This is a genomic window from Rhodanobacter sp. 7MK24 (assembly GCF_014842995.1).
GTDB lineage: Bacteria > Pseudomonadota > Gammaproteobacteria > Xanthomonadales > Rhodanobacteraceae > Rhodanobacter_A.
The window spans coordinates 236,521-254,809 of the sequence record NZ_JACYXL010000002.1 but is presented as its reverse complement, the minus strand read 5'-3'; the positions used below and the strand labels follow the sequence as shown (position 1 = coordinate 254,809).

The following is an 18,289-nucleotide window of genomic DNA, read 5'->3' as shown; positions in this document are numbered from 1 at the left end:
CGGCTGCTTGAGCGGTACAAAACGAAAGGCCGGGACGCGAGTCCCGGCCTTTCGTTTTGCGACATGCGGATGCGGTGCGACCCGTTATCTGGACAAGCCCTCAAGTGTTGCCGCTCTTAGCCAGCATCTCATCGATCAACTTGTCCATTTCGCCGTACGCCTTGCGGGTGATGGTCTGTTCTTGTTGGTCGAGAGTGGCTTGCTGCTTATCGAGGGTGGCTTGCCGCGCATCCATGTTACGTTGATGCTGCTGCACGCTCGCCTGCATTGCGGCCTGCCTCGCTTCAATGGCGAGGCGTTGTGCCTCGATGGCTTGCTGCTGCGATTCGACCTTTTGGCGAGCGGTGTCCGCGGCAGCCTTTTGCGCGGCGGAATCCTCTGCCTGCGCGGTGGCGTCGAGGGATATACGCTCGGCAACGAGCGTGGCTTGCGAACGTGCCAACTCGGCCTGGGCGCGCGCCAGCGCTGCCGAGCGCTTCGCCATTTCGGCATCTTTCATGGCCGCAGAGCGTTGTTGTGCAGCCAGGCCAATCTGCTGGTGCGAAATCTCGTTGAGCGGCAGCCAGATTTGGCTTGCGCGTTCGATGGTGGCCTTGTCGTGGGTCACGTAGGTCTTGTCGCCGCGACGGAGCCACAGCAGTGGGCCGCCGGTCTTGGGCAAATGCTTGACGGTCGCTGCATCGGCTTCGGTGCCGCGAATCGTGAGGCTGCTGCCGTCGAACAATGCGAAGCCACGTTGCATGCCGGGTTCGATATCGATGCTCACACTGTCGGCATGGAAGCCGAAATCGGGCGCAGGGGGCGGCGGCGGTGCGGGAGGAGCAGGTGGGGGCAGCGGCGGCGGCGGAGGTGGCGGCACTTCATGCGGCGGTGGCGGCGGAGGGACACCGGGCATTGATACGGGTGGAGCCGGCAGTGCCGGTGGTGCGGGAGGCGCCGGTGGCGGAGGCGGCGGCATTGCGGTGGAACTGGTCATCGCGGGCATGGTCACGGGCGCGGCGGCGAGGGGCGTCTGATCGCCTGCCACCACGCGGTACGGCAAAACGCCGATCAGCGCGACGAGTGCGACGAGCAGCCAGCCGCGCACGCGAGACATGGTCGTGGATGTCTGTTGCAGCATGGTCAATCGCCTCTTCAGGTTGAGGAAGGTGGGGGACGCACCGGCCAGCGCGGCATGCATCGGGTGGTGCACGCCAAGGCGCAGCAGCAGGCGGCCGTAGTCCTGTGGTGCGACGCATTGCTGCTCCATGGCCAGCGCATCACAGGCGGCTTCGCGATTGAGTGCGTATTCGCGCATTGCCCAACGCAGCAGCGGGTGGAAGAAGAACAGGCGGCCGGCCAGCGCGGGAACCCAGCCGGACACCAGGTCGCCGCGTTTCAGGTGGGCCAGTTCATGGGCCAGCGCCAGCGAGGCTTCGTCCGCGCTCAGCGCACCGTCGGCCGGCCACAGCACCACCGGTCGCAGGCTACTGCTGACCTGCGGCGAGGTGATGTCCCACGAAGCAAGTACGCGGGGCGTGCGGCGCAAGCCGAGCGTGCGCGACTGCCGGGCGCAGCGCGCCAGCAAGTCGGTATCCGTCGTTGAGTGCGCAGTGCGATGCAGGCGGCGCGAGCGGACATGTTCGCGAATCAGCGCAGGCAACTGCGCCAGCAACAGGAGCAACCACGCTGCGAGCAGCAGCGTGTGCCAATGCGTGGAGATCCAGTCGGTCGCGGCGGGTCGGGCGACGGGTGCCAGAGTGGCTGGTGCAACCAAGGTGTGTCTGCTGACATGGTCGAAACCCATGGTAGTGATGGTCACGTCGGCCATCGCATTGCCTTGCGGAGCGACGACGGGCGCTTCGATCGACGGCGGCGTCAGCAGTGGCAAGCGGATCGGTGCCTGCCAGCACAAGCCCAGCAGGGCCTGCAGGCCGACCAGCCACCACAGCGCGCAGCGTGCGGCGGCAGGCAGGCGTGGGAGCGCGCGGATGAGCAGCGCCACCGCTGCCACCAGCAGCACGGCCTGCAGTGAGGTCCAGATCAGGCGTTCCAGCCAGGCGGAGGCCAGATGATCGAAGGTCGTCATCTCACTTCTCCTTGCGCGTGGTCTTGAGTTGCTTCACCAATGCCTGCAGTTCGGCCAGTTCGTCGTCGCTGACTTCGCCGCGCTCCGCCATCCACGCCACGAAGGGCGACACCGAGCCGCTCAGCGTGCTTTCCACGAAGCGGCCCACCGCACTGCGCATCGCCTCGCCGGGACCCGTGGCGGTGCTGTAGCGGTACATACCCTGCACCTGGCGGCGCTTGAGGTAGCCCTTGGCGCGCAAGCGCTCCATCATCGTCAGCACGGTGGAGCGGGCGAGGCTTTGCGCTTCGCCGAAGCCGGAGGCCACCTCGCCCACCGAGACGGGTTCGTGTGCGGCGAGGTAATGCAGCAGGGCGAGTTCCTGGTCGCCGATGGTGGGGCGTGGCATGGCGCGGCTCCGTTATGACTACACGTGTCGCCAAGCTACCTCTGCCGACACGTGTAGTCAATAGGGCTTCGTCGCCTCCCCGGCAGATCCTTCTGTCGCTTCAGGCGAGGACCGAGGCGGCATCCACGATGAAGTGCGCGATGATGTTGACCCACAAGTTGCGCCGCCACAGGTACAGCAGCGAGAAGGCCACGCCGCCGGTAGCGACGATCAGCTCGTGGCTCCAGCCCCAGTAAGTCACGTGGTCGATAGTGAACACGGTGAGAGAGAGCAGCAGCGCGGCGATGCGGCTGCCGCTCACTTCCTCGATCCGCTGCATCGCATAGCCGCGGAACAACACTTCCTCGGAAACCGCGGCACGTATGGTCGAAATAAAGCGCCACCAGAAGGGCGTGGCCATCAGGGCGCCGCCGTTCGCCGTCGAGGCTATCGAGTCGCTCAGGTGGAGCGCGGGGAGTACGAAGAAGTACATCGTACCCAGCACGGCCAGCACCATCACGCCAGCCGCCATGCCGATGAGCACGTTGCCAACGCCGGGCGGACGGAAACCGATGGACGACAGCGGGCGTCGCTCGACCTTGCGCACGTAGAGCAGCATCGCCGCGATGTAGGTCCACCAGATCGCTTCGTTGCCGAGCAGATGCCCGATGCCTGCGAACTCATGGTCCCAGTTGCTGAAAGGAAGGCTGACCACGCCGAGCGCGAGCACCAGCCCGGCCAGAGTGATGAGCCAGGTGCGCCGTTCGACCGCCTTGAAGTCGCTGGCCAAGGTCTGCATGAATATCTCCGGGTAACTGGACGGGCGGATGGAATGCGTCAGGTGTTCGCGCGCGCGTCGCCGACGATGCGGATGAACCGGTCGATGGCCTGGGTCGTCCGTTTGCGGTCGCCGGTGCTCATCAACTCGATGAAAAGGCCGTCGAAGACCGCGACGCATAGCGTGGCGAAGGCGGGGTCGCGGTCTTGTGCGGGAAGCAGCGCCAGTACCAGTTCCGACCAGTTCGCGTTATTGCGCTGCAGGTATTGCGCATAGACGTCCGGGTTCTGGACGGCCAGGATCTGCAGTTCATAGAGCAGCTTCAGGTAGGGGAAGTTTTTCGGTGCGACCGCCCATTCCCAGAGCAGCTTCAGCGGCGGATTCGCATGGCCGTTCGCGGGCGGCCGCTCCAGCAGCCGTGAGAAGGACCGTCGAAGCTGCGCCTGCATCGCTTCGAGGACTTCGGCGAGCAGCCCCTCCTTGGATTCGAAGTGGTAGATCAGCAGGCGGGCGCTGGTGCCGGTGGCTGCGGCAAGCGGGCGCAGCGAAAGATCGGCCAGGCCGTGCTCAAGCAGGTAGGCAACGATGGAATCGACCAGTGCTTCTTTTCGTGTCTGCATGTAACGGACGTTACGTGTAACGTCCGTTACATGTCAAGTGGGCGTGCCGGCTTCAGAACGCCATGTCGAACGCCACGTCGCCCTGCACGCCCACCTGGTAGGCAGAGACGCGGCGCTCGAAGAAGTTGGTGACTTCCTGCACGTCCTGCAGGTCCATGAAGTCGAACGGGTTCTTCACGCCGTATTTCTTTGGCAGATCGAGCTGGGCCAGGCGCTGGTCGGCGCAATACTCCAGGTACTGGCGCATGTCCTTCACCGACAGGCCGGCCACGCCGCCGGAAAGCACGTCTTCGGCGAACTGCGTTTCGCAGGCGATGGCGCCCTCCAGCATCTCCTCGATCTGCGTGCGCATTTCGTCGTCGAACAGGTCGGGTTCTTCCGCGCGCACCTTGCGCACCACCTCGAAGGCGAACGCCATGTGGCAGCTTTCGTCGCGGAACACCCAGTTGGTGCCCGAGGCCAGCCCGTGCAGCAGTCCGCGCGAACGCAGGAAGTACACGTAGGCGAAGGCGGCGAAGAAGAACAGGCCCTCGATGCACGCGGCGAAGCAGATCAGGTTGAGCAGGAACTGGCGGCGGTGTTCGCGCGTTTCCAGGCGCTGCAGGTTCTGGACCGAGTCGATCCACTTGAAGCAGAACTCGCCCTTCTGGCGGATCGAGGGGATGTTCTCGATGGCCGAGAACGCCTTGACGCGCTCGGCCGGGTCGGGAATGTAGGTGTCCAGCAGGGTCAGGTAGAACTGCACGTGCAGCGCTTCCTCGTACAACTGGCGCGAGAGGTACATGCGCGCTTCCGGCGCGTTGATGTGCTGGTACAGGTTCAGCACCAGGTTGTTCGACACGATGGTGTCGCCGGTGGCGAAGAACGCGATAAGGCGATGGATCAGGTGGCGGTCGGCCTCGCTCATCTTCGAGCGCAGGTCGGTGGTGTCCAGCGAGAAATCCACCTCGTCCACCGTCCAGGTGTTCTTGATTGCGTTGCGGTACATCTCGTAGAACTCGGGATAGCGCATCGGGCGCAGGGTGAGTTCGAAGCCGGGATCAAGGATGTGCTGGGCGCGTTCGGGTTGGGCGGACATGGTGGTTCCTTGGATTTCGTTCGTCATCCCGGCGAAAGCCGGGATCCAGCGTCTTTCGCCTACATGGCGGTACGGCGACGCCTTGAGGCACTGGATTCCAGCTTTCGCTGGAATGACGGGATTGGTGTGTGTTGGAGAAGCTCGGAGGGCGGGAGCACCGGCATTGCGTCTACATACTTGTGAGTCATCGAAACGGCGCGCTGTATGCCGGCGTCACGTGCAATCTGCCTGCGCGCATCTGGCAGCACCGCAATGACGTCGTGGAAGGGTTCAGCCATCGGCATCAGGTCCACACGCTGGTCTGGTACGAGTTGCATGAGTCCATGGAGTCGACCATCTGCCGCGAGAAGGCAATCAAGGCATGGAAGCGGGCTTGGAAGATCGAGCTCATCGAAAAGACCAATCCCTATTGGCGCGATCTTTACCCTGAAATCTGTTCGTGAGCCGAATTTCCCTCGTCGTCATTCCAGCGAAAGCTGGAATCCAGTGCCGTCGGCTTCGACTTGGAAAGTCACTGGATCCCAGCATGGCCAGCCTCCGGCTGTTATGAAGCGTGTCGCCGGGTTGACGAACATGCGTCACTGGCAGGCTTCGCAGTACTCGGGGTTTTCCAGCGAGCAGAACACCGCCGCCGTGGCCTGTTCCTGGTCGCTGGCAGGCGCGGGTTTCGCAACCGCCGTGGCTGACACCGTGGTCTTGGCGATCTTGGTCGCCGGGCGCGAGCGCAGGTAGTAGGTGGTCTTGATGCCGGACTTCCATGCGTACATGTACATGGAACTGAGCTGGCCGATGTTCGGGTTCTCCATGAACAGGTTCAGCGACTGGCTCTGGTCGATGTATGCACCACGTGCGGCGCCGAGATCGATCAGTGCCTTCTGCGGCAATTCCCACACGGTGCGGTAGATGGTGCGCAGGCGTTCCGGAATCGCGGCGATGCCCTGGATCGAACCTTCCGCCAGCTTGATCGCATCGCGGACGTCGGCGGTCCACAGGCCGAGCGTCTTCAGTTCCTCCACCAGGTAGCGGTTCACCACCAGGAAGTCGCCCGACAGCGTCTCGCGCTTGAACAGGTTGCTCACCTGCGGTTCGATGCACTCGTAGCAACCGGCGATGGAGGCGATGGTGGCGGTCGGCGCAATCGCGATCAGCAGCGAGTTGCGCAGACCCTTGGCCTTGATCGATTCGCGCAGCGCGTCCCAGCGGGCCTGGTCGCTCGGCTTGGCGTTGGTCCAGTAGTCGAACTGCAGTTCGCCGTTGGCGGCGCGGCTTTCCGCGAAGCCCGGGTGCGCACCGAACTCCATCGCCAGCTCGTTCGACTGCGACAGTGCGTTGTAGTAGATCTCCTCGGCAATGCGCGTGGACAGCTCCAGAGCCTCGGTGGAGTCGAATGGCAGGCGCAGCTTGAAGAACACGTCCTGCAGGCCCATCACGCCCAGGCCAACCGGGCGCCACTTGTTATTGGCGACTTTGGCGGTGGCGATGGGATAGAAGTTGAGGTCGATCACGCGATCCAGCTGGCGTACCGCGGTGCGCGCAGTGGCGGCAAGCTTGTCGAAGTCGAAGCGGCCGTCGACCACGTGGCGAGCCAGGTTGATCGAACCCAGGTTGCACACGGCCGTCTCGTCGGCATTGGTGACTTCCAGGATCTCTGTGCACAGGTTCGACAGGTGGATGACGTTTTCCGCCTTCCCCGTCTGGTTGCTGGTGGCGTTGCTGCGGTCCTTGAAGGTCATCCAGCCGTTGCCGGTCTGTGCCAGCGTGCGCAGCATGCGGGCGTAAAGCTCGCGCGCCTTCACCTTCTTCACGGCGAGGCCGGCGGCCTCCGCTTCGCGATAGGCCTTCTCGAAGGTCTCGCCCCAGCTATCGACGAAATGCGGCACGACTTTGGGATCGAACAGCGACCACTCGCCGTCGCTCTCGACGCGGCGCATGAATTCGTCCGGAATCCAGTTGGCGAGGTTGAGGTTGTGCGTGCGGCGCGCTTCGTCGCCGGTGTTGTCGCGCAGTTCGAGGAATTCCTCGATGTCGCCGTGCCACGGCTCCAGGTACACGCAGGCCGCGCCCTTGCGCTTGCCGCCCTGGTTCACTGCGGCTACGGAAGCGTCCAGCGTTTTCAGCCACGGCACCAGGCCGTTGGAGTGGCCGTTGGTGCCCTTGATCAGTGAGCCGCGCGAACGCACGCGCGAGTAGGCCAGGCCGATGCCGCCGGCGAACTTGCTGAGCTTGGCCACGTCGCCGTACTTCTCGTAGATGGATTCGAGCGAGTCCAGCGGCGAGTCGAGCAGGAAGCAGGAACTGAGTTGTTCGTGCGCAGTACCCGCGTTGAACAGAGTCGGCGAGCTGGCGATGTATTCCAGCGAGGAGAGCAGGCGGTACAGTTCCAGCGTCTCGCCGATTTCGTTGCCGCCCAGCGCGCAGGCGATACGCATGAAGAAGTGCTGCGGGGTCTCTAGCACCTTGCGCAGCTGCGGGTGGCGCAGCAGGTAGCGGTCGTACACCGTACGCAGACCGAAATACTCGAAGCGGCGTGTAGCAAGCGGATCGATCGCATCGTTGAGCTTGCGCGAGTTGGCCGACACGAAGTCGCGCAGACGGTCGTTGAGGATGCCTAATTCCGCGCCGCGCGCGATGGATTGCGAGAAACTCTGGATTTCCTGGCCGCTCACTTCCTTGTCGACGAACGCGCCCAGCAGGCGCGCGGCAAGCTGACCGTACTCGGGCTCCTCGGCAGTGAGTGCGGCAGCGGTGCGAATGGACAGCTGATCCAGTTCCTGTGTGGTGGCGCCGTCGTACAAGCCGCCGATGGTCTTGAGCGCTACGCGCATCGGGTCGACTGCATGAAGGCCTTCCGCACTGCGGGTAACGGCGCGCACGATCTTGTTGACGTCCACCACTTCCTGGCGGCCGTTGCGCTTGGTCACGCGCATCTGGCCTGGATTGTGCGGTGGAGTGAGAGTGAAGGCCTCGCCGGCGGAGACCGGGGCTTCGGCGGAAAGCGGGGACGACTCCGCGCGCGCAGCGGAACGCTCGCGGGTATCGGTATCGAGAGGCTGCATGTCGGTGGCTCCAGGCCGTGGCAATCAACTGCCTGCTCCCGCGCGCAGGGCTGATGCAGTGGTTGCACGCGGACGGTCGCCCGTCGGGCGCAATGGCCCGACGATCCGACGCGCCTCCCCGCGGAAGCCGCCACTACCCGGTACAGCGCTATGGCTGGACCGCGTCGGCAGGTCTTCGGACTCGTGGACGTGGGCCTTCGGCCCGCCTACTGGTCTCCGCTTCCCGATCGCTGTGGATCAGTGCGCTATCGAGACGTTCGTTTCCACTTACCGCTGCGGGGCAGTTCCGGATTCGCACCGGATTCCCTTTTGAGCCCGGCCGACGATCGCGTCTGGCAGGGCACCGACTGGCACAACATATCGGGCCAAATCGGTTGGGTCAACCCAATAACTTGTGGACAACTCTTACAGGGCGTCTTGATCCAGCTCGCCGGTGCGGATACGGATCACCTGTTCCAGCGAACTCACGAAGATCTTGCCGTCGCCGATCTTGCCGGTGCGGGCGGAGTTCTGGATCGCTTCCAGCACGCGGTCGAGCTGCTCGTCGGCCACGGCGGCCTCCAGCTTGATCTTGGGCAGGAAGTCGACCACGTACTCGGCGCCGCGGTACAGCTCGGTATGGCCTTTCTGGCGGCCGAAGCCCTTCACCTCGGTCACTGTGATGCCCTGCACGCCGACCTCGGCCAGCGCTTCGCGCACGTCGTCCAGCTTGAATGGCTTGATGATCGCCACGACCAGCTTCATGGGGGTTCCTCGGGCAGGAGCGACGCGACGCGACGCAGGCAGACATTCTGCCTCCGGAGTCTGTCGCTGTCGCCTGGGGATACCATGTAGGACAATTCCTACATCAAATCACGGAGTCCGCCGATGGTGCGTCTGCCATTCGTTCATAGACACTCTCCCTCGACAAGTTCGAGGCGCCGTCCATGATGGATAGGCTGGACATCGATCAGCTGGCACGACGCCTGGCATCATTGGTTCCGCCCGGAGTGGCACAGGCGCAACAGGATTTGCGAACCAATTTCCACGATGTCCTGGCACAGGGATTGCGCCGCCTCGACCTGGTCACCCGCGAAGAGTTCGACGTCCAGAGCCAGGTGCTTGCACGCACCCGCGCCAAGGTCGAGGAGCTGGAGCGGCGCGTGGCCGAACTCGAGGCCGCCGTCGTCGCCCGCGGGGACTAGCCTCCCGGGAGCCGCCCCCGATTCGTCACCCTCACCCCGAGTTTTGCGATCGGGGGCGGTTATTTACGACTTGACGCCATACATGGAGTGTTCAATGCGGGTGCGCGACCGCGGCTTCAGCCTGCCAATGGCTTGGTTCGTGGGCCAGCACGCACACCGGCTAGGGACGGCTGCATGAGTCTCGCCGTCACTCTCAGCCGCGCGCAGGAAGGCATCGCTGCGCCCCAGGTAATGGTCGAGGTGCATCTCTCCGGCGGCTTGCCGGCCACCAGCATCGTTGGCCTGCCGGAGGCAGCCGTACGCGAGGCGCGTGATCGCGTGCGCGTGGCCATCCAGAACACTGCTTTTGAATACCCCGGCCGCAAGGTCACCGTGAATCTTGCGCCCGCCGAGCTGCCCAAGGACGGGGGGCGCTTCGACCTGCCGATCGCATTGGGCATCCTTGCCGCCAGTGGGCAAGTGCCCCGCGAGAAGCTCGACGATTGCGAGTTCCTTGGCGAACTGGCGCTCAGCGGTTCGTTGCGCAGCGTCTCGGGTGTGCTTCCGGCGCTGCTGCGCGCACGTGCGCGCGGCCGCAAAGTGGTGGTGCCGCGGGCGAATGCGGCCGAGGCTGCGCTGGTTTCCGAAGTGGATGTGCGCGTGGCCGACTCGCTGGCCGAGGTTTGCGGCTGGCTGCACGGCGCGCAGGATCTGGCGACGCCCACGGGCGTCGACACCGAGGGCGGCATTTACGACGGTCCGGATCTGCGCGACGTGCGTGGCCAGCTGCAGGCCCGTCGCGCGCTGGAGATCGCCGCCGTGGGCGGCCACCACCTGTTGCTGGTGGGGCCGCCGGGCACCGGCAAGACCATGTTGGCCGAACGCCTGCCCGGCATCCTGCCGCCGCTTTCCGAATCCGAGGCGCTGGAGACTTGCGCGGTGTTGTCGGTGGCCGGTCAGCCAACCGATCCCGCGCGTTGGCGCCGCAGGCCGTTTCGCGCACCTCATCACACCGCTTCGGCGGTGGCGCTGGTGGGCGGCGGTTCACAGCCGCGGCCAGGCGAGATTTCGCTGGCGCACAACGGCGTGTTGTTCCTTGACGAGCTGCCGGAATTCAACCGGCACGTGCTGGAAGTCTTGCGCGAACCGCTGGAATCCGGCCATATCGTGGTATCACGTGCGGCGAGGCAATCCACCTTTCCAGCGCAGTTCCAACTGGTGGCGGCGATGAATCCCTGTCCCTGCGGCCATGCCGGCGACACGCGGCGGCGTTGCCAGTGCACGCCGGAGCAGATCCAGCGCTATCGCTCGCGCATTTCCGGGCCTCTGCTGGATCGCATCGATCTTGCGGTCGAGGTGCCTTCGCTGCCGCTGCGCGAAATGGATGCGGCGCGCGGCCCACACGACGAGGATTCCGTCACGGTGCGCGCCCGCGTACTCAACGCGCGGCGCCATGCCTTGATGCGTGCAGGTCGACCGAACGCGGAGATCAACCACCGGGAGCTGGAGCGCGACTGCGCCCTGGGCCCGGCCGAGCGGCGCTGGTACGAACAGGCGCTGGAAAAGCTCGGCCTGTCCGCGCGCGCCTACCATCGTGTGTTGCGTGTGGCACGCACCATTGCCGATATCGACGGTGGCGCCGGCGTGCTTGAGCGCGAGCATCTCGCGGAGGCGCTGCAGTACCGCCGTTTCTGAGCGGTGCAGCGGAAACAGCTGGCCTGGCCCCTGAATCCGCTCCGTCTAGCCTGCCTGGACGCGCGGCGTCGCGGCGTGTTCGGATAAGGTCTAGCCACGCCGAACGAGGATTGCGATGAGCATCGAACCAGGCCTCGTGCTGACCGGCATGCTGGTGATCGGCTTCCTGTGCCAGTGGCTGGCATGGCGGGCGAAGCTGCCGGCGATCGTGTTCCTGCTGCTGGCCGGTCTGCTGCTGGGGCCGGTGCTAGGCCTGCTGCGCCCCGATGCGCTGCTGGGCGACCTGCTGTTCCCGGTGGTGTCGCTGGCGGTGGCGCTGATCCTGTTCGAGGGCAGCCTTGCGCTGCGCTTCCACGAACTTCCCGGCATCGGCGGCGTGGTGCGCGGGCTGGTGAGCTACGGCGCCTTGCTCGCACTGCTGCTGCTGGCTGTGGCCGCGCATCTGGTGACTGGCCTGGCGTGGCCGATCGCGTTGCTGTTCGGCGCGCTCACCTGCGTCACCGGGCCTACCGTGATCGCACCGATGCTGCGCACGTTGCGGCCCAACGCGCGCATCGCCAATGCGCTGCGCTGGGAAGGCATCGTGATCGATCCGCTGGGTGCCTTGTTCGCGGTGCTGATCTACGAAGTCGTGGTGTCGCGCGAGGAGGGGCATGCGCTCAGCGTCTTCCTGGGCACGGTGTTCTGCGGCGCAGTGGTGGGGGCGTTGGCGGCGTGGTCGCTTGGCCAGCTGTTGCGGCGGCAGCTGATTCCCGAGTACCTGCAGAACTTCGGCGTGCTGGCCACGGTACTGCTGGCCTTCACGTTGTCCAACCGGATGGCGCATGACTCGGGGCTGCTCACCGTGACGATCATGGGCATCGCGCTGGGCAACATGCGCGACGTGCACGTCGACGACATCCTCGACTTCAAGGAGCACCTCACCACGTTGCTGGTGTCGATGCTGTTCATCCTGTTGGCGGCGCGGCTGCCGTGGCCGTTGCCGGGCGACCTGCTTTGGAAGGGCGCGGTGATCTTCCTGATCGCGCAATTCGCGATACGGCCGCTCAGTGTGCTGGTTGCCAGCCTGGGCGGCGGCCTGAGCTGGCGCGAGCGTGCACTGATCGGCTGGGTGGCGCCGCGCGGCATCGTGGCGGCCTCGGTTTCCGCCTTGTTCGCCCTGCGATTGCAGGCGCTGGGCGTGCCGGGTGCTCAGGCGCTGGTGCCACTGGTATTCATCGTCATCATCGGGACCGTGGTGCTGCAGAGCGCCACTGCGCGGCCATTGGCGCTGTGGTTGAAGGTCGCCGAACCGGAGCCGCGCGGCGTGCTGATCTTCGGTGCCGATGCGGTGGCCCGCGGCGTGGGCCGGGCGCTGCATGAAGCGGACTTCCGCGTGGTGCTGGCCGACGACGACCACGACGGCATTCGCCGGGCACGCATGGAGGGCTTGAGCACCTTCTTCGGCAACCCGGCTTCGACGCATGCCGAGCGCAATCTCGATCTCGCCGGCATCGGCCGACTGCTGGCGATGTCCGTCCATCGCGAGCGCAACACACTGGCGTGCCTGCACTACCGGCAGGAGTTCGGCCGCCACAAGGTCTATCGCCTGCGGGTGCTTGCGCCTGAAGAAAACACCGACCGCATGGCATTGGCGGACAAGCTGTTGGCACCGCCGCTGTTCGACGAGGCGATGACGCATGCGCGCTTCGCGGATCTGCTTGCGCGCGGCTGGCGCATCAAGACCACGCGGCTCAGCGCCACCTTCGACTGGCCGCATTTCATCGAGGAATACGGGCCGGACAGCATGCTGCTGTTCGGCGTGGAGGAGAAAGGCGTGTTGCGCGTGGCTTCCACCAAGCGCGAACTGGAGCCGAAGGCGGGCTGGACGGTGATTGCGCTGGTGCCGCCGGAAGCTGCTTTGTAGGAGCGCACTCTGTGCGCGAATGCTTTTGCTGCGATCAACGCCAGAGCATTCGCGCACAGGGTGCGCTCCTGCATGTGAAGATCACGCCGCCGCGTGGCGCGCGAACTGCGCCTCCTCGGTCGAACCCTTCAGCGCCGTGGTCGATGACTGCCCCTGCTGGATCGCCTGCGTCACCGCGTCGAAATAGCCTGTGCCCACTTCGCGTTGGTGCTTCACCGCGGTGAAGCCGCGTTCGGCGGCGGCGAATTCCCTTTCCTGCAGCTCCACGAAGGCGCTCATCTGCCGGCGTGCGTAGCCGTGGGCCAGGTCGAACATGCCGTAGTTGAGGCTGTGGAAGCCGGCCAGCGTGATGAACTGGAACTTGTAGCCCATCGCGCCCAGTTCGCGCTGGAATTTCGCGATGGTGTTGTCGTCGAGGTTCTTCTTCCAGTTGAAGCTGGGCGAGCAGTTGTAGGCGAGCAGCTTGCCTGGGAACCGCTTGTGGATCGCTTCGGCGAACTGGCGCGCTTCTTCCAGGTTCGGCTTGCTGGTTTCGCACCACACCAGGTCAGCGTAGGGCGCATAGGCGAGGCCGCGGCTGATCGCCTGACCTAGGCCGGCGCGCACGCGGAAGAAGCCTTCCACGGTGCGCTCGCCAGTGACGAAGGGCCTGTCGTTGTCGTCGATGTCGGAGGTGAGCAGGTCGGCGGCGTCGGCGTCGGTGCGCGCCACGATCAAGGTGGGCACGCCGAGCACGTCGGCGGCGAGGCGCGCGGCGGTGAGCTTGTCCACCGCCTCGCGGGTGGGCACCAGCACCTTGCCGCCCATGTGGCCGCACTTCTTCACCGAGGCCAGCTGATCTTCGAAGTGCACGCCCGCTGCGCCGGCCTCGATCATTGCCTTCATCAGTTCGAAGGCATTGAGCACGCCGCCGAAGCCGGCCTCGGCATCGGCCACGATGGGCGCCAGCCAGTCGATGCCGTCCTGGCCTTCGGCATGGTGCAGCTGGTCGGCGCGCAGCAAGGTGTTGTTGATGCGCTTCACCACTTGCGGCACCGAGTTCGCAGGGTAGAGCGACTGGTCGGGATACATCTCGCCGGCGAGGTTGGCGTCGGCAGCGACCTGCCAGCCCGAGAGGTAGATCGCCTTGAGGCCGGCTTTCACCTGCTGCATTGCCTGGTTGCCGGTGAGCGCGCCCAGCGCGTTGACGAAATCCTCCTCGTGCAGGCTCTTCCACAGGCGTTCGGCGCCGCGACGGGCCAGCGAATGCTCGACGGCCACGGTGCCGCGCAGGCGCACCACGTCCGCGGCGCCGTAATGGCGCTCGATGCCATTCCAGCGAGGGTTGTTGTTCCAATCCAGTTCGATCTGTTCGGCGGTGGGCAGGGTGGTCTTCATGGCATGGCTCCGGTGGATGCGAGGCTGTAAAACTTTCGGGTGCCGCTGCCGTTCGTCCTGAGTGCCGGCCACGGGGCCGAAGTCGAAGGGTGCGAGGCACTTCGACTTCGCTTGCTGTCGCAAGCTACGCTCGGCGCGAACGAAATCTCGGGCTGAGGGTTGCCGCAAATCGGGTTTCGCGAAGTGGCGTTTGCCTGCCTGGAGAGTTCAGGCGAGCTGTTCGTACGCAGGCAGGGTGAGGAAGTCGGCCAGCGTGTCGGCGTGGATCAGTTCGCGCAGCAACCGCGCGGCGGCATCCACGCGCGCCGCGCCGGGCACGTCGCTATCTCGCAGGCGATGGGCGTGCGTGGCGAGTGCATGGTCGAACAAGGCGAAGTCGATCGGTGCGTGGTCGGGGAATTCCACGCCGCCATGGTGCAGCCACTGCCACAGCTGTGCACGGGCGATCTCGGCGGTGGCCGCATCTTCCATCAGGTGGTGGATGGGCACGCAGCCCTGGCCGTCCAGCCATGCCGCGGTGTAGCGCAGGCACACCTCGACGTTGTTGTCGAAGCCGGCGCGGGTGATGGTGCCGGTGCACGGCGCCAGCAGTTGCTCGCGGGTCACGCGCACGTCGTCGCGCTCCACGTCGCGCTGGTTCGGCTCCGGCATGTATTCGTCGAACACCGCCTGCGCCACCGGCACCAGTGCGGGGTGTGCCACCCAGGTGCCGTCGTGGCCGGCCTTCACTTCGCGCAGCTTGTCGGCGCGTACCTTGGCCAGTGCTGCCTCGTTGGCGGCCGCGTCGCCCTTGATGGGTATCTGTGCCGCCATGCCGCCCATCGCGAACGCGCCGCGTCGGTGGCAGGTCTGGATCAGCAGCTCCGAATATGCCTTGAGGAAGGGCACCGTCATCAGCACCTGGCCGCGCTCGGGCAGCAGGCGGTCGCGGTGGCTGCGCAGGGTCTTCAGGTAGGAGAAGATGTAGTCCCAGCGCCCGCAGTTGAGGCCAACGGCGCGCGATTGCAGTGCATGCAGGATCTCGTGCATCTGGAAAGCGGCCGGCAGAGTCTCGATCAACACGGTGACCTTCATGCTGCCGGGCGGGAGATCCAGCTCGGCTTCCGCGTGCGCCATCACGGCATCCCACAGCGCGGCCTCCTCCATGCATTCCAGCTTGGGCAGGTAGAAGTACGGTCCGAGGTCGCGGCGGTGCAGGGCGCGTGCGTTGTGGAAGGCATACAGGCCGAAGTCCACCAGCGCGCCGGCCATGGCTTCACCGTCCACGGTGATGTGGCGTTCGGGCAAGTGCCAGCCGCGCGGGCGCACCACCAGCACGGCGGGATTGTCGGCAACACGGTAGTGCTTGCCCTCGGGCGAGGTGTAGTCGAGCTTGCCGGCCACCGCATCGCGCAGGTTGATCTGGCCGTCGAGCTGGTTGGCGAAGCTGGGCGCGGAGGAATCCTCGAAGTCCGCCATGAACACCTTCGCGCCCGAGTTCAGCGCGTTGATGATCATCTTGCGTTCCACCGGTCCGGTGATCTCCACGCGGCGGTCGCGCAGCGCGGGCGGGATCGGCCCCACTGTCCATTCCGATTCGCGGATCGCAGCGGTGTCGGTGCGGAAGTCCGGCAGCTCCCCGGCGTCACAACGGGCCTGACGCTCGCGACGGGCGGCCAGCAGTTCGCGGCGGCGGGCGTCGAAATGGCGGTGCAGATCGGCGAGGAAGGCCAGCCCCTGCGGGCTGAGGATCGCCTGCTGCGCAGGGCTGGGCTGGCCGTGCAGTTGCACGGCTTCGGTGGCTAGGCGTTCGCGGGGCAAGGCCATGATCGGCTCCGGTCGTTGGACGACTCGAAGCTAGGACATTGATTTACAGTTTGACAAAGCAAATGTTTCAATTTTTGATATTGTAAATATCAATACATATTGCAAGTCATTGACATGAAAGAGCGAAAAATGCCGATCAAAGCGGCGAAATCGCCAGAAAAGCCGATCCGCAGCGCAGCAAAAAAGCGTACGCCTGCGCATGGTTCGGCGGGCGAGAGCGCCCGTTTCTACTACAAGGGCAACCGCCACAAGCAACTGCGCGCCTTCGTGGCCACGGTGAAACTGGGCACGTTGAGCCGTGCCGCCGAGGCGTTGTATCTGTCCCAGCCGTCGGTGAGCCTGCAGCTACAGGCGCTGGAGCGCGAGCTGGGTGCGACCCTGCTGGAACGCCGCCGCCGCCGCATCAACCTCACCGATGCGGGCGAGGCGCTGTACGAGCTGGCGCGCCCGTTGGTGGAGGGCTGGGAGAATCTCGACCGCGACTTCCAGGCCAGGGTGCAGGGTCACACCGCCGGCAAGCTCACCATTGCCGCCGGCACGTCCACCATCCAGTACCTGCTGCCGGAGCTGGTGCGCCGTTACCGGGAGCGCTATCCCGCCGTGCATCTGCAGCTCGCCAATGTCACGGGCAAGGACGGTATGGCGATGCTGCGCGAGGACAAGGCCGATTTCGCCGTGGGCTCCATGCTGGACGTGCCGCACGACATCGCGTGGGCGCCCGTGCGCCAGTACGACCCCATGCTGATCCTGCCGCCCGGCCACCCACTGGCGGAAAAGGCGGAAGTGGCGCTGGCGGATCTCTCGCCTTATGGCCTGATCCTGCCGCCGCAGCGGTTGTCCACCTATCGCCTGGTGGACCTGGTGTTCCAGCAGAACCAGGTGCCCTACCAGGTGGCCATCGAAGTGGGCGGCTGGGACGTCATCAAGGAATACGTGGCGATGGGCCTCGGCATCTCTGTCGTCACCGGCATCTGCATCACCGACGCTGATCGCGAACGCCTGGTCGTGCGCAACATGCAGCGCTGGTTCCCGCAGCGCAGTTACGGCGTGGTGATGCGCAAGGGCAAGCTCCTCAGCGCCGAGGCGCGCGCTTTCATCGACCTGATCCGCCCGGGGCTGCTGACGCATCGGGACTACGACGAGTCGGGGCATTCGGATCGGTAATGCTTTCGAGTTGAGGTTGGCTAACTTAGGAGCAAGCTGGCTCGTCATTCCGACCGATGCCAGGATGACGACAAGTCTTGCTGGGTGGTTACCCCGGCAGCTACACCCCGTGATGCTTCCCCTGGAACGGCGCATAGAACGCACGCAGCCGCTCGATGTCGGCAGCCATGTCGTCGGTGGTGTCGAACAGCGGGCCGAGTCGGATGGTCTTGTCGGGATAGTTGAAGGCGACCGGGAACACCGGCACGCCGGCGCCGTGGGCCATGCGCCAGAAGCCGGTTTTCCAACGCGGCATGTGGCGGCGCGTGCCTTCGGGGGCGATGCCCAGCCACAGTGTCTGTTGCTGGCCGAAGCGTTCGACCATCTGCTCGACCATGCCCGCGGCGGCGCCGCGGTCGATGGGGATGCCGCCGAGCTTGACGAGCAGCGCGCCCAGCGGGCCGCGGAACAGCTCGCGCTTGGCCATGAAGTGCACGTCGGCGCCGATGGCGGCCTTGGTCAGCAGGCCCCAGATGCCGTCCCACCATGACGAATGGGGCGCGGCGATCAGCACCAGCCTGGGCACGTCGGGGAAGGTGCCGACCAGGCTCCAGCCACACAGGCGCAGCACGCCCCGGCACAGCCCGCGGCGCCAGCTGTCGTGCAGGCGTGGCATGTGCGGCGGCAGTTGCGATGGCGTGAAGACCGTTCCGTTCACTCGTGCCCCGGCTTCTTCGCGCGCAGTTGCTTCAGCTTGCCGCGCTGCTGCTTGCCGGCGAGGCGGCGTTCCTTCGAGGCGCGCGTGGGCTTGGTGGCCACGCGCTTCTTCGGCACCACCTGCGCGACGCGGATGATTTCGACCAGCCGTTCGCGTGCGTCCTCGCGGTTGCGGGCCTGGTCGCGGAAGCGGCGCGCCTGGATCACCAGCACGCCGTCGTCGGTGAGGCGGCGGTCGCTGCGGGCCAGCAGGCGCTCACGCAGCGGTTCGGGTAGCGTGGGCGAGCGCGCCACGTCGAAGCGCAGTTCCACTGCGCTCTCGGTGCGGTTCACGTGCTGGCCACCGGGGCCGTCGGCGCGCAGGAAGCGCTCGACCAGTTCGGATTCGGGCAGGGCAAGGGTGCGGCTGATGGTCAGCATGCGGGGAGTTTAGGGGATGGCACGCGGCGCCGGAATGCGGCGCCCGTGCCATCGCCGTGGCCGAATCCATCGCCTGCTACGATGGCGGGACGCCA

General features: G+C 65.6%; 16 protein-coding genes and 1 riboswitch. Of the genes, 5 read left to right on the top strand and 11 right to left on the bottom strand.

The genetic code is table 11. The features are described 5' to 3' along the window. Positions 1–100: 100 nt before the first annotated feature. The 5 genes from IHE49_RS05925 to IHE49_RS05905 all read right to left on the bottom strand — a co-directional run bounded on the left by IHE49_RS05925 (position 101) and on the right by IHE49_RS05905 (position 4,911). Positions 101–2,068: a M56 family metallopeptidase gene (locus tag IHE49_RS05925; RefSeq protein ID WP_192155858.1), complete on the bottom strand. Its 1,968-nt coding sequence runs from the start codon at positions 2,066–2,068 to the stop codon at positions 101–103. A gap of 1 nt (position 2,069) precedes the next feature. Then, on the bottom strand, positions 2,070–2,456 hold the full coding sequence (locus IHE49_RS05920) for a BlaI/MecI/CopY family transcriptional regulator (RefSeq protein ID WP_192155856.1): 387 nt from the start codon (positions 2,454–2,456) through the stop codon (positions 2,070–2,072). Between the two features lie 100 nt (positions 2,457–2,556). Next, positions 2,557–3,234 carry a type II CAAX endopeptidase family protein gene (locus IHE49_RS05915; RefSeq protein WP_192155855.1) on the bottom strand — a complete coding sequence of 226 codons (678 nt, stop codon included), beginning with the start codon at positions 3,232–3,234 and terminating at the stop codon, positions 2,557–2,559. A gap of 38 nt (positions 3,235–3,272) precedes the next feature. Continuing rightward, positions 3,273–3,833 (bottom strand): TetR/AcrR family transcriptional regulator, encoded by a 561-nt coding sequence (locus IHE49_RS05910; protein WP_192155854.1) that lies wholly within the window; start codon positions 3,831–3,833, stop codon positions 3,273–3,275. 52 nt (positions 3,834–3,885) lie between these two features. Further along, positions 3,886–4,911 (bottom strand): ribonucleotide-diphosphate reductase subunit beta, encoded by a 1,026-nt coding sequence (locus IHE49_RS05905; protein WP_192155853.1) that lies wholly within the window; start codon positions 4,909–4,911, stop codon positions 3,886–3,888. A gap of 128 nt (positions 4,912–5,039) precedes the next feature. On the opposite strand from IHE49_RS05905, the gene IHE49_RS05900 reads away from it, so the two are divergent. Beyond that, the gene (locus tag IHE49_RS05900; protein ID WP_343227544.1) at positions 5,040–5,354 is read left to right on the top strand and encodes a GIY-YIG nuclease family protein; all 315 of its coding nucleotides are present in this window, start codon (positions 5,040–5,042) and stop codon (positions 5,352–5,354) included. Between the two features lie 135 nt (positions 5,355–5,489). Here the strand turns inward: IHE49_RS05900 and IHE49_RS05895 are convergent, their stop codons facing one another. Both IHE49_RS05895 and glnK read right to left on the bottom strand, forming a co-directional pair. Further along, positions 5,490–7,967, bottom strand: a complete 2,478-nt coding sequence (locus IHE49_RS05895; RefSeq protein WP_192155851.1) for a ribonucleoside-diphosphate reductase subunit alpha — start codon at positions 7,965–7,967, stop codon at positions 5,490–5,492. Between the two features lie 148 nt (positions 7,968–8,115). Beyond that, positions 8,116–8,330, bottom strand: a riboswitch (cobalamin riboswitch). Between the two features lie 42 nt (positions 8,331–8,372). Continuing rightward, positions 8,373–8,711, bottom strand: a complete 339-nt coding sequence (gene glnK, locus IHE49_RS05890; protein ID WP_192155849.1) for a P-II family nitrogen regulator — start codon at positions 8,709–8,711, stop codon at positions 8,373–8,375. Positions 8,712–8,893: 182 nt separating this feature from the next. Between glnK and IHE49_RS05885 the strand changes: the two genes are divergently transcribed. The 3 genes from IHE49_RS05885 (at position 8,894) to IHE49_RS05875 (ending at position 12,731) form a co-directional block, all read left to right on the top strand. Next, entirely contained in the window at positions 8,894–9,151 is a 258-nt protein-coding gene (locus tag IHE49_RS05885) for an accessory factor UbiK family protein (RefSeq protein ID WP_192155845.1), read from the top strand. Positions 9,152–9,325: 174 nt separating this feature from the next. Then, a complete protein-coding gene (locus IHE49_RS05880; RefSeq protein ID WP_192155843.1) occupies positions 9,326–10,825 on the top strand; it encodes a YifB family Mg chelatase-like AAA ATPase in 1,500 nt (499 codons plus the stop codon). 115 nt (positions 10,826–10,940) lie between these two features. Continuing rightward, on the top strand, positions 10,941–12,731 hold the full coding sequence (locus tag IHE49_RS05875) for a sodium:proton antiporter (protein WP_192155841.1): 1,791 nt from the start codon (positions 10,941–10,943) through the stop codon (positions 12,729–12,731). Positions 12,732–12,812: 81 nt separating this feature from the next. On the opposite strand, the gene aceA is transcribed toward IHE49_RS05875, so the two are convergent. Together aceA and aceB are read right to left on the bottom strand one after the other, a co-directional pair. Next, positions 12,813–14,108 (bottom strand): isocitrate lyase, encoded by a 1,296-nt coding sequence (gene aceA, locus IHE49_RS05870; protein ID WP_192155839.1) that lies wholly within the window; start codon positions 14,106–14,108, stop codon positions 12,813–12,815. Between the two features lie 207 nt (positions 14,109–14,315). Then, a complete protein-coding gene (aceB, locus tag IHE49_RS05865) occupies positions 14,316–15,914 on the bottom strand; it encodes a malate synthase A (RefSeq protein WP_192155837.1) in 1,599 nt (532 codons plus the stop codon). A 129-nt stretch (positions 15,915–16,043) separates the two neighbouring features. Here aceB and IHE49_RS05860 point away from each other — a divergent pair, with 129 nt between their 5' ends. Next, positions 16,044–17,078, top strand: coding sequence for a LysR family transcriptional regulator (locus IHE49_RS05860; RefSeq protein WP_225578209.1), 1,035 nt, complete (start codon positions 16,044–16,046; stop codon positions 17,076–17,078). Between the two features lie 100 nt (positions 17,079–17,178). Here the strand turns inward: IHE49_RS05860 and IHE49_RS05855 are convergent, their stop codons facing one another. Further along, a complete protein-coding gene (locus tag IHE49_RS05855; RefSeq protein WP_343227543.1) occupies positions 17,179–17,775 on the bottom strand; it encodes a 1-acyl-sn-glycerol-3-phosphate acyltransferase in 597 nt (198 codons plus the stop codon). Further along, positions 17,772–18,194 (bottom strand): alternative ribosome rescue aminoacyl-tRNA hydrolase ArfB, encoded by a 423-nt coding sequence (gene arfB / locus IHE49_RS05850; protein ID WP_192155833.1) that lies wholly within the window; start codon positions 18,192–18,194, stop codon positions 17,772–17,774. Before arfB ends, IHE49_RS05855 begins: the two co-directional genes overlap by 4 nt. Positions 18,195–18,289: the final 95 nt, after the last annotated feature.

Coding starts and splice junctions, on each gene's coding strand:
- IHE49_RS05910 (WP_192155854.1), bottom strand. CDS start 3,833: ATGCAGACACGAAAAGAAGCACTGGTCGATTCCATCGTTGCCTACCTG.
- IHE49_RS05905 (WP_192155853.1), bottom strand. CDS start 4,911: ATGTCCGCCCAACCCGAACGCGCCCAGCACATCCTTGATCCCGGCTTC.
- aceB (WP_192155837.1), bottom strand. CDS start 15,914: ATGGCCTTGCCCCGCGAACGCCTAGCCACCGAAGCCGTGCAACTGCAC.
- IHE49_RS05925 (WP_192155858.1), bottom strand. CDS start 2,068: ATGACGACCTTCGATCATCTGGCCTCCGCCTGGCTGGAACGCCTGATC.
- IHE49_RS05920 (WP_192155856.1), bottom strand. CDS start 2,456: ATGCCACGCCCCACCATCGGCGACCAGGAACTCGCCCTGCTGCATTAC.
- IHE49_RS05885 (WP_192155845.1), top strand. CDS start 8,894: ATGATGGATAGGCTGGACATCGATCAGCTGGCACGACGCCTGGCATCA.
- IHE49_RS05880 (WP_192155843.1), top strand. CDS start 9,326: ATGAGTCTCGCCGTCACTCTCAGCCGCGCGCAGGAAGGCATCGCTGCG.
- arfB (WP_192155833.1), bottom strand. CDS start 18,194: ATGCTGACCATCAGCCGCACCCTTGCCCTGCCCGAATCCGAACTGGTC.
- aceA (WP_192155839.1), bottom strand. CDS start 14,108: ATGAAGACCACCCTGCCCACCGCCGAACAGATCGAACTGGATTGGAAC.
- IHE49_RS05860 (WP_225578209.1), top strand. CDS start 16,044: ATGCCGATCAAAGCGGCGAAATCGCCAGAAAAGCCGATCCGCAGCGCA.
- IHE49_RS05915 (WP_192155855.1), bottom strand. CDS start 3,234: ATGCAGACCTTGGCCAGCGACTTCAAGGCGGTCGAACGGCGCACCTGG.
- IHE49_RS05895 (WP_192155851.1), bottom strand. CDS start 7,967: ATGCAGCCTCTCGATACCGATACCCGCGAGCGTTCCGCTGCGCGCGCG.
- glnK (WP_192155849.1), bottom strand. CDS start 8,711: ATGAAGCTGGTCGTGGCGATCATCAAGCCATTCAAGCTGGACGACGTG.
- IHE49_RS05875 (WP_192155841.1), top strand. CDS start 10,941: ATGAGCATCGAACCAGGCCTCGTGCTGACCGGCATGCTGGTGATCGGC.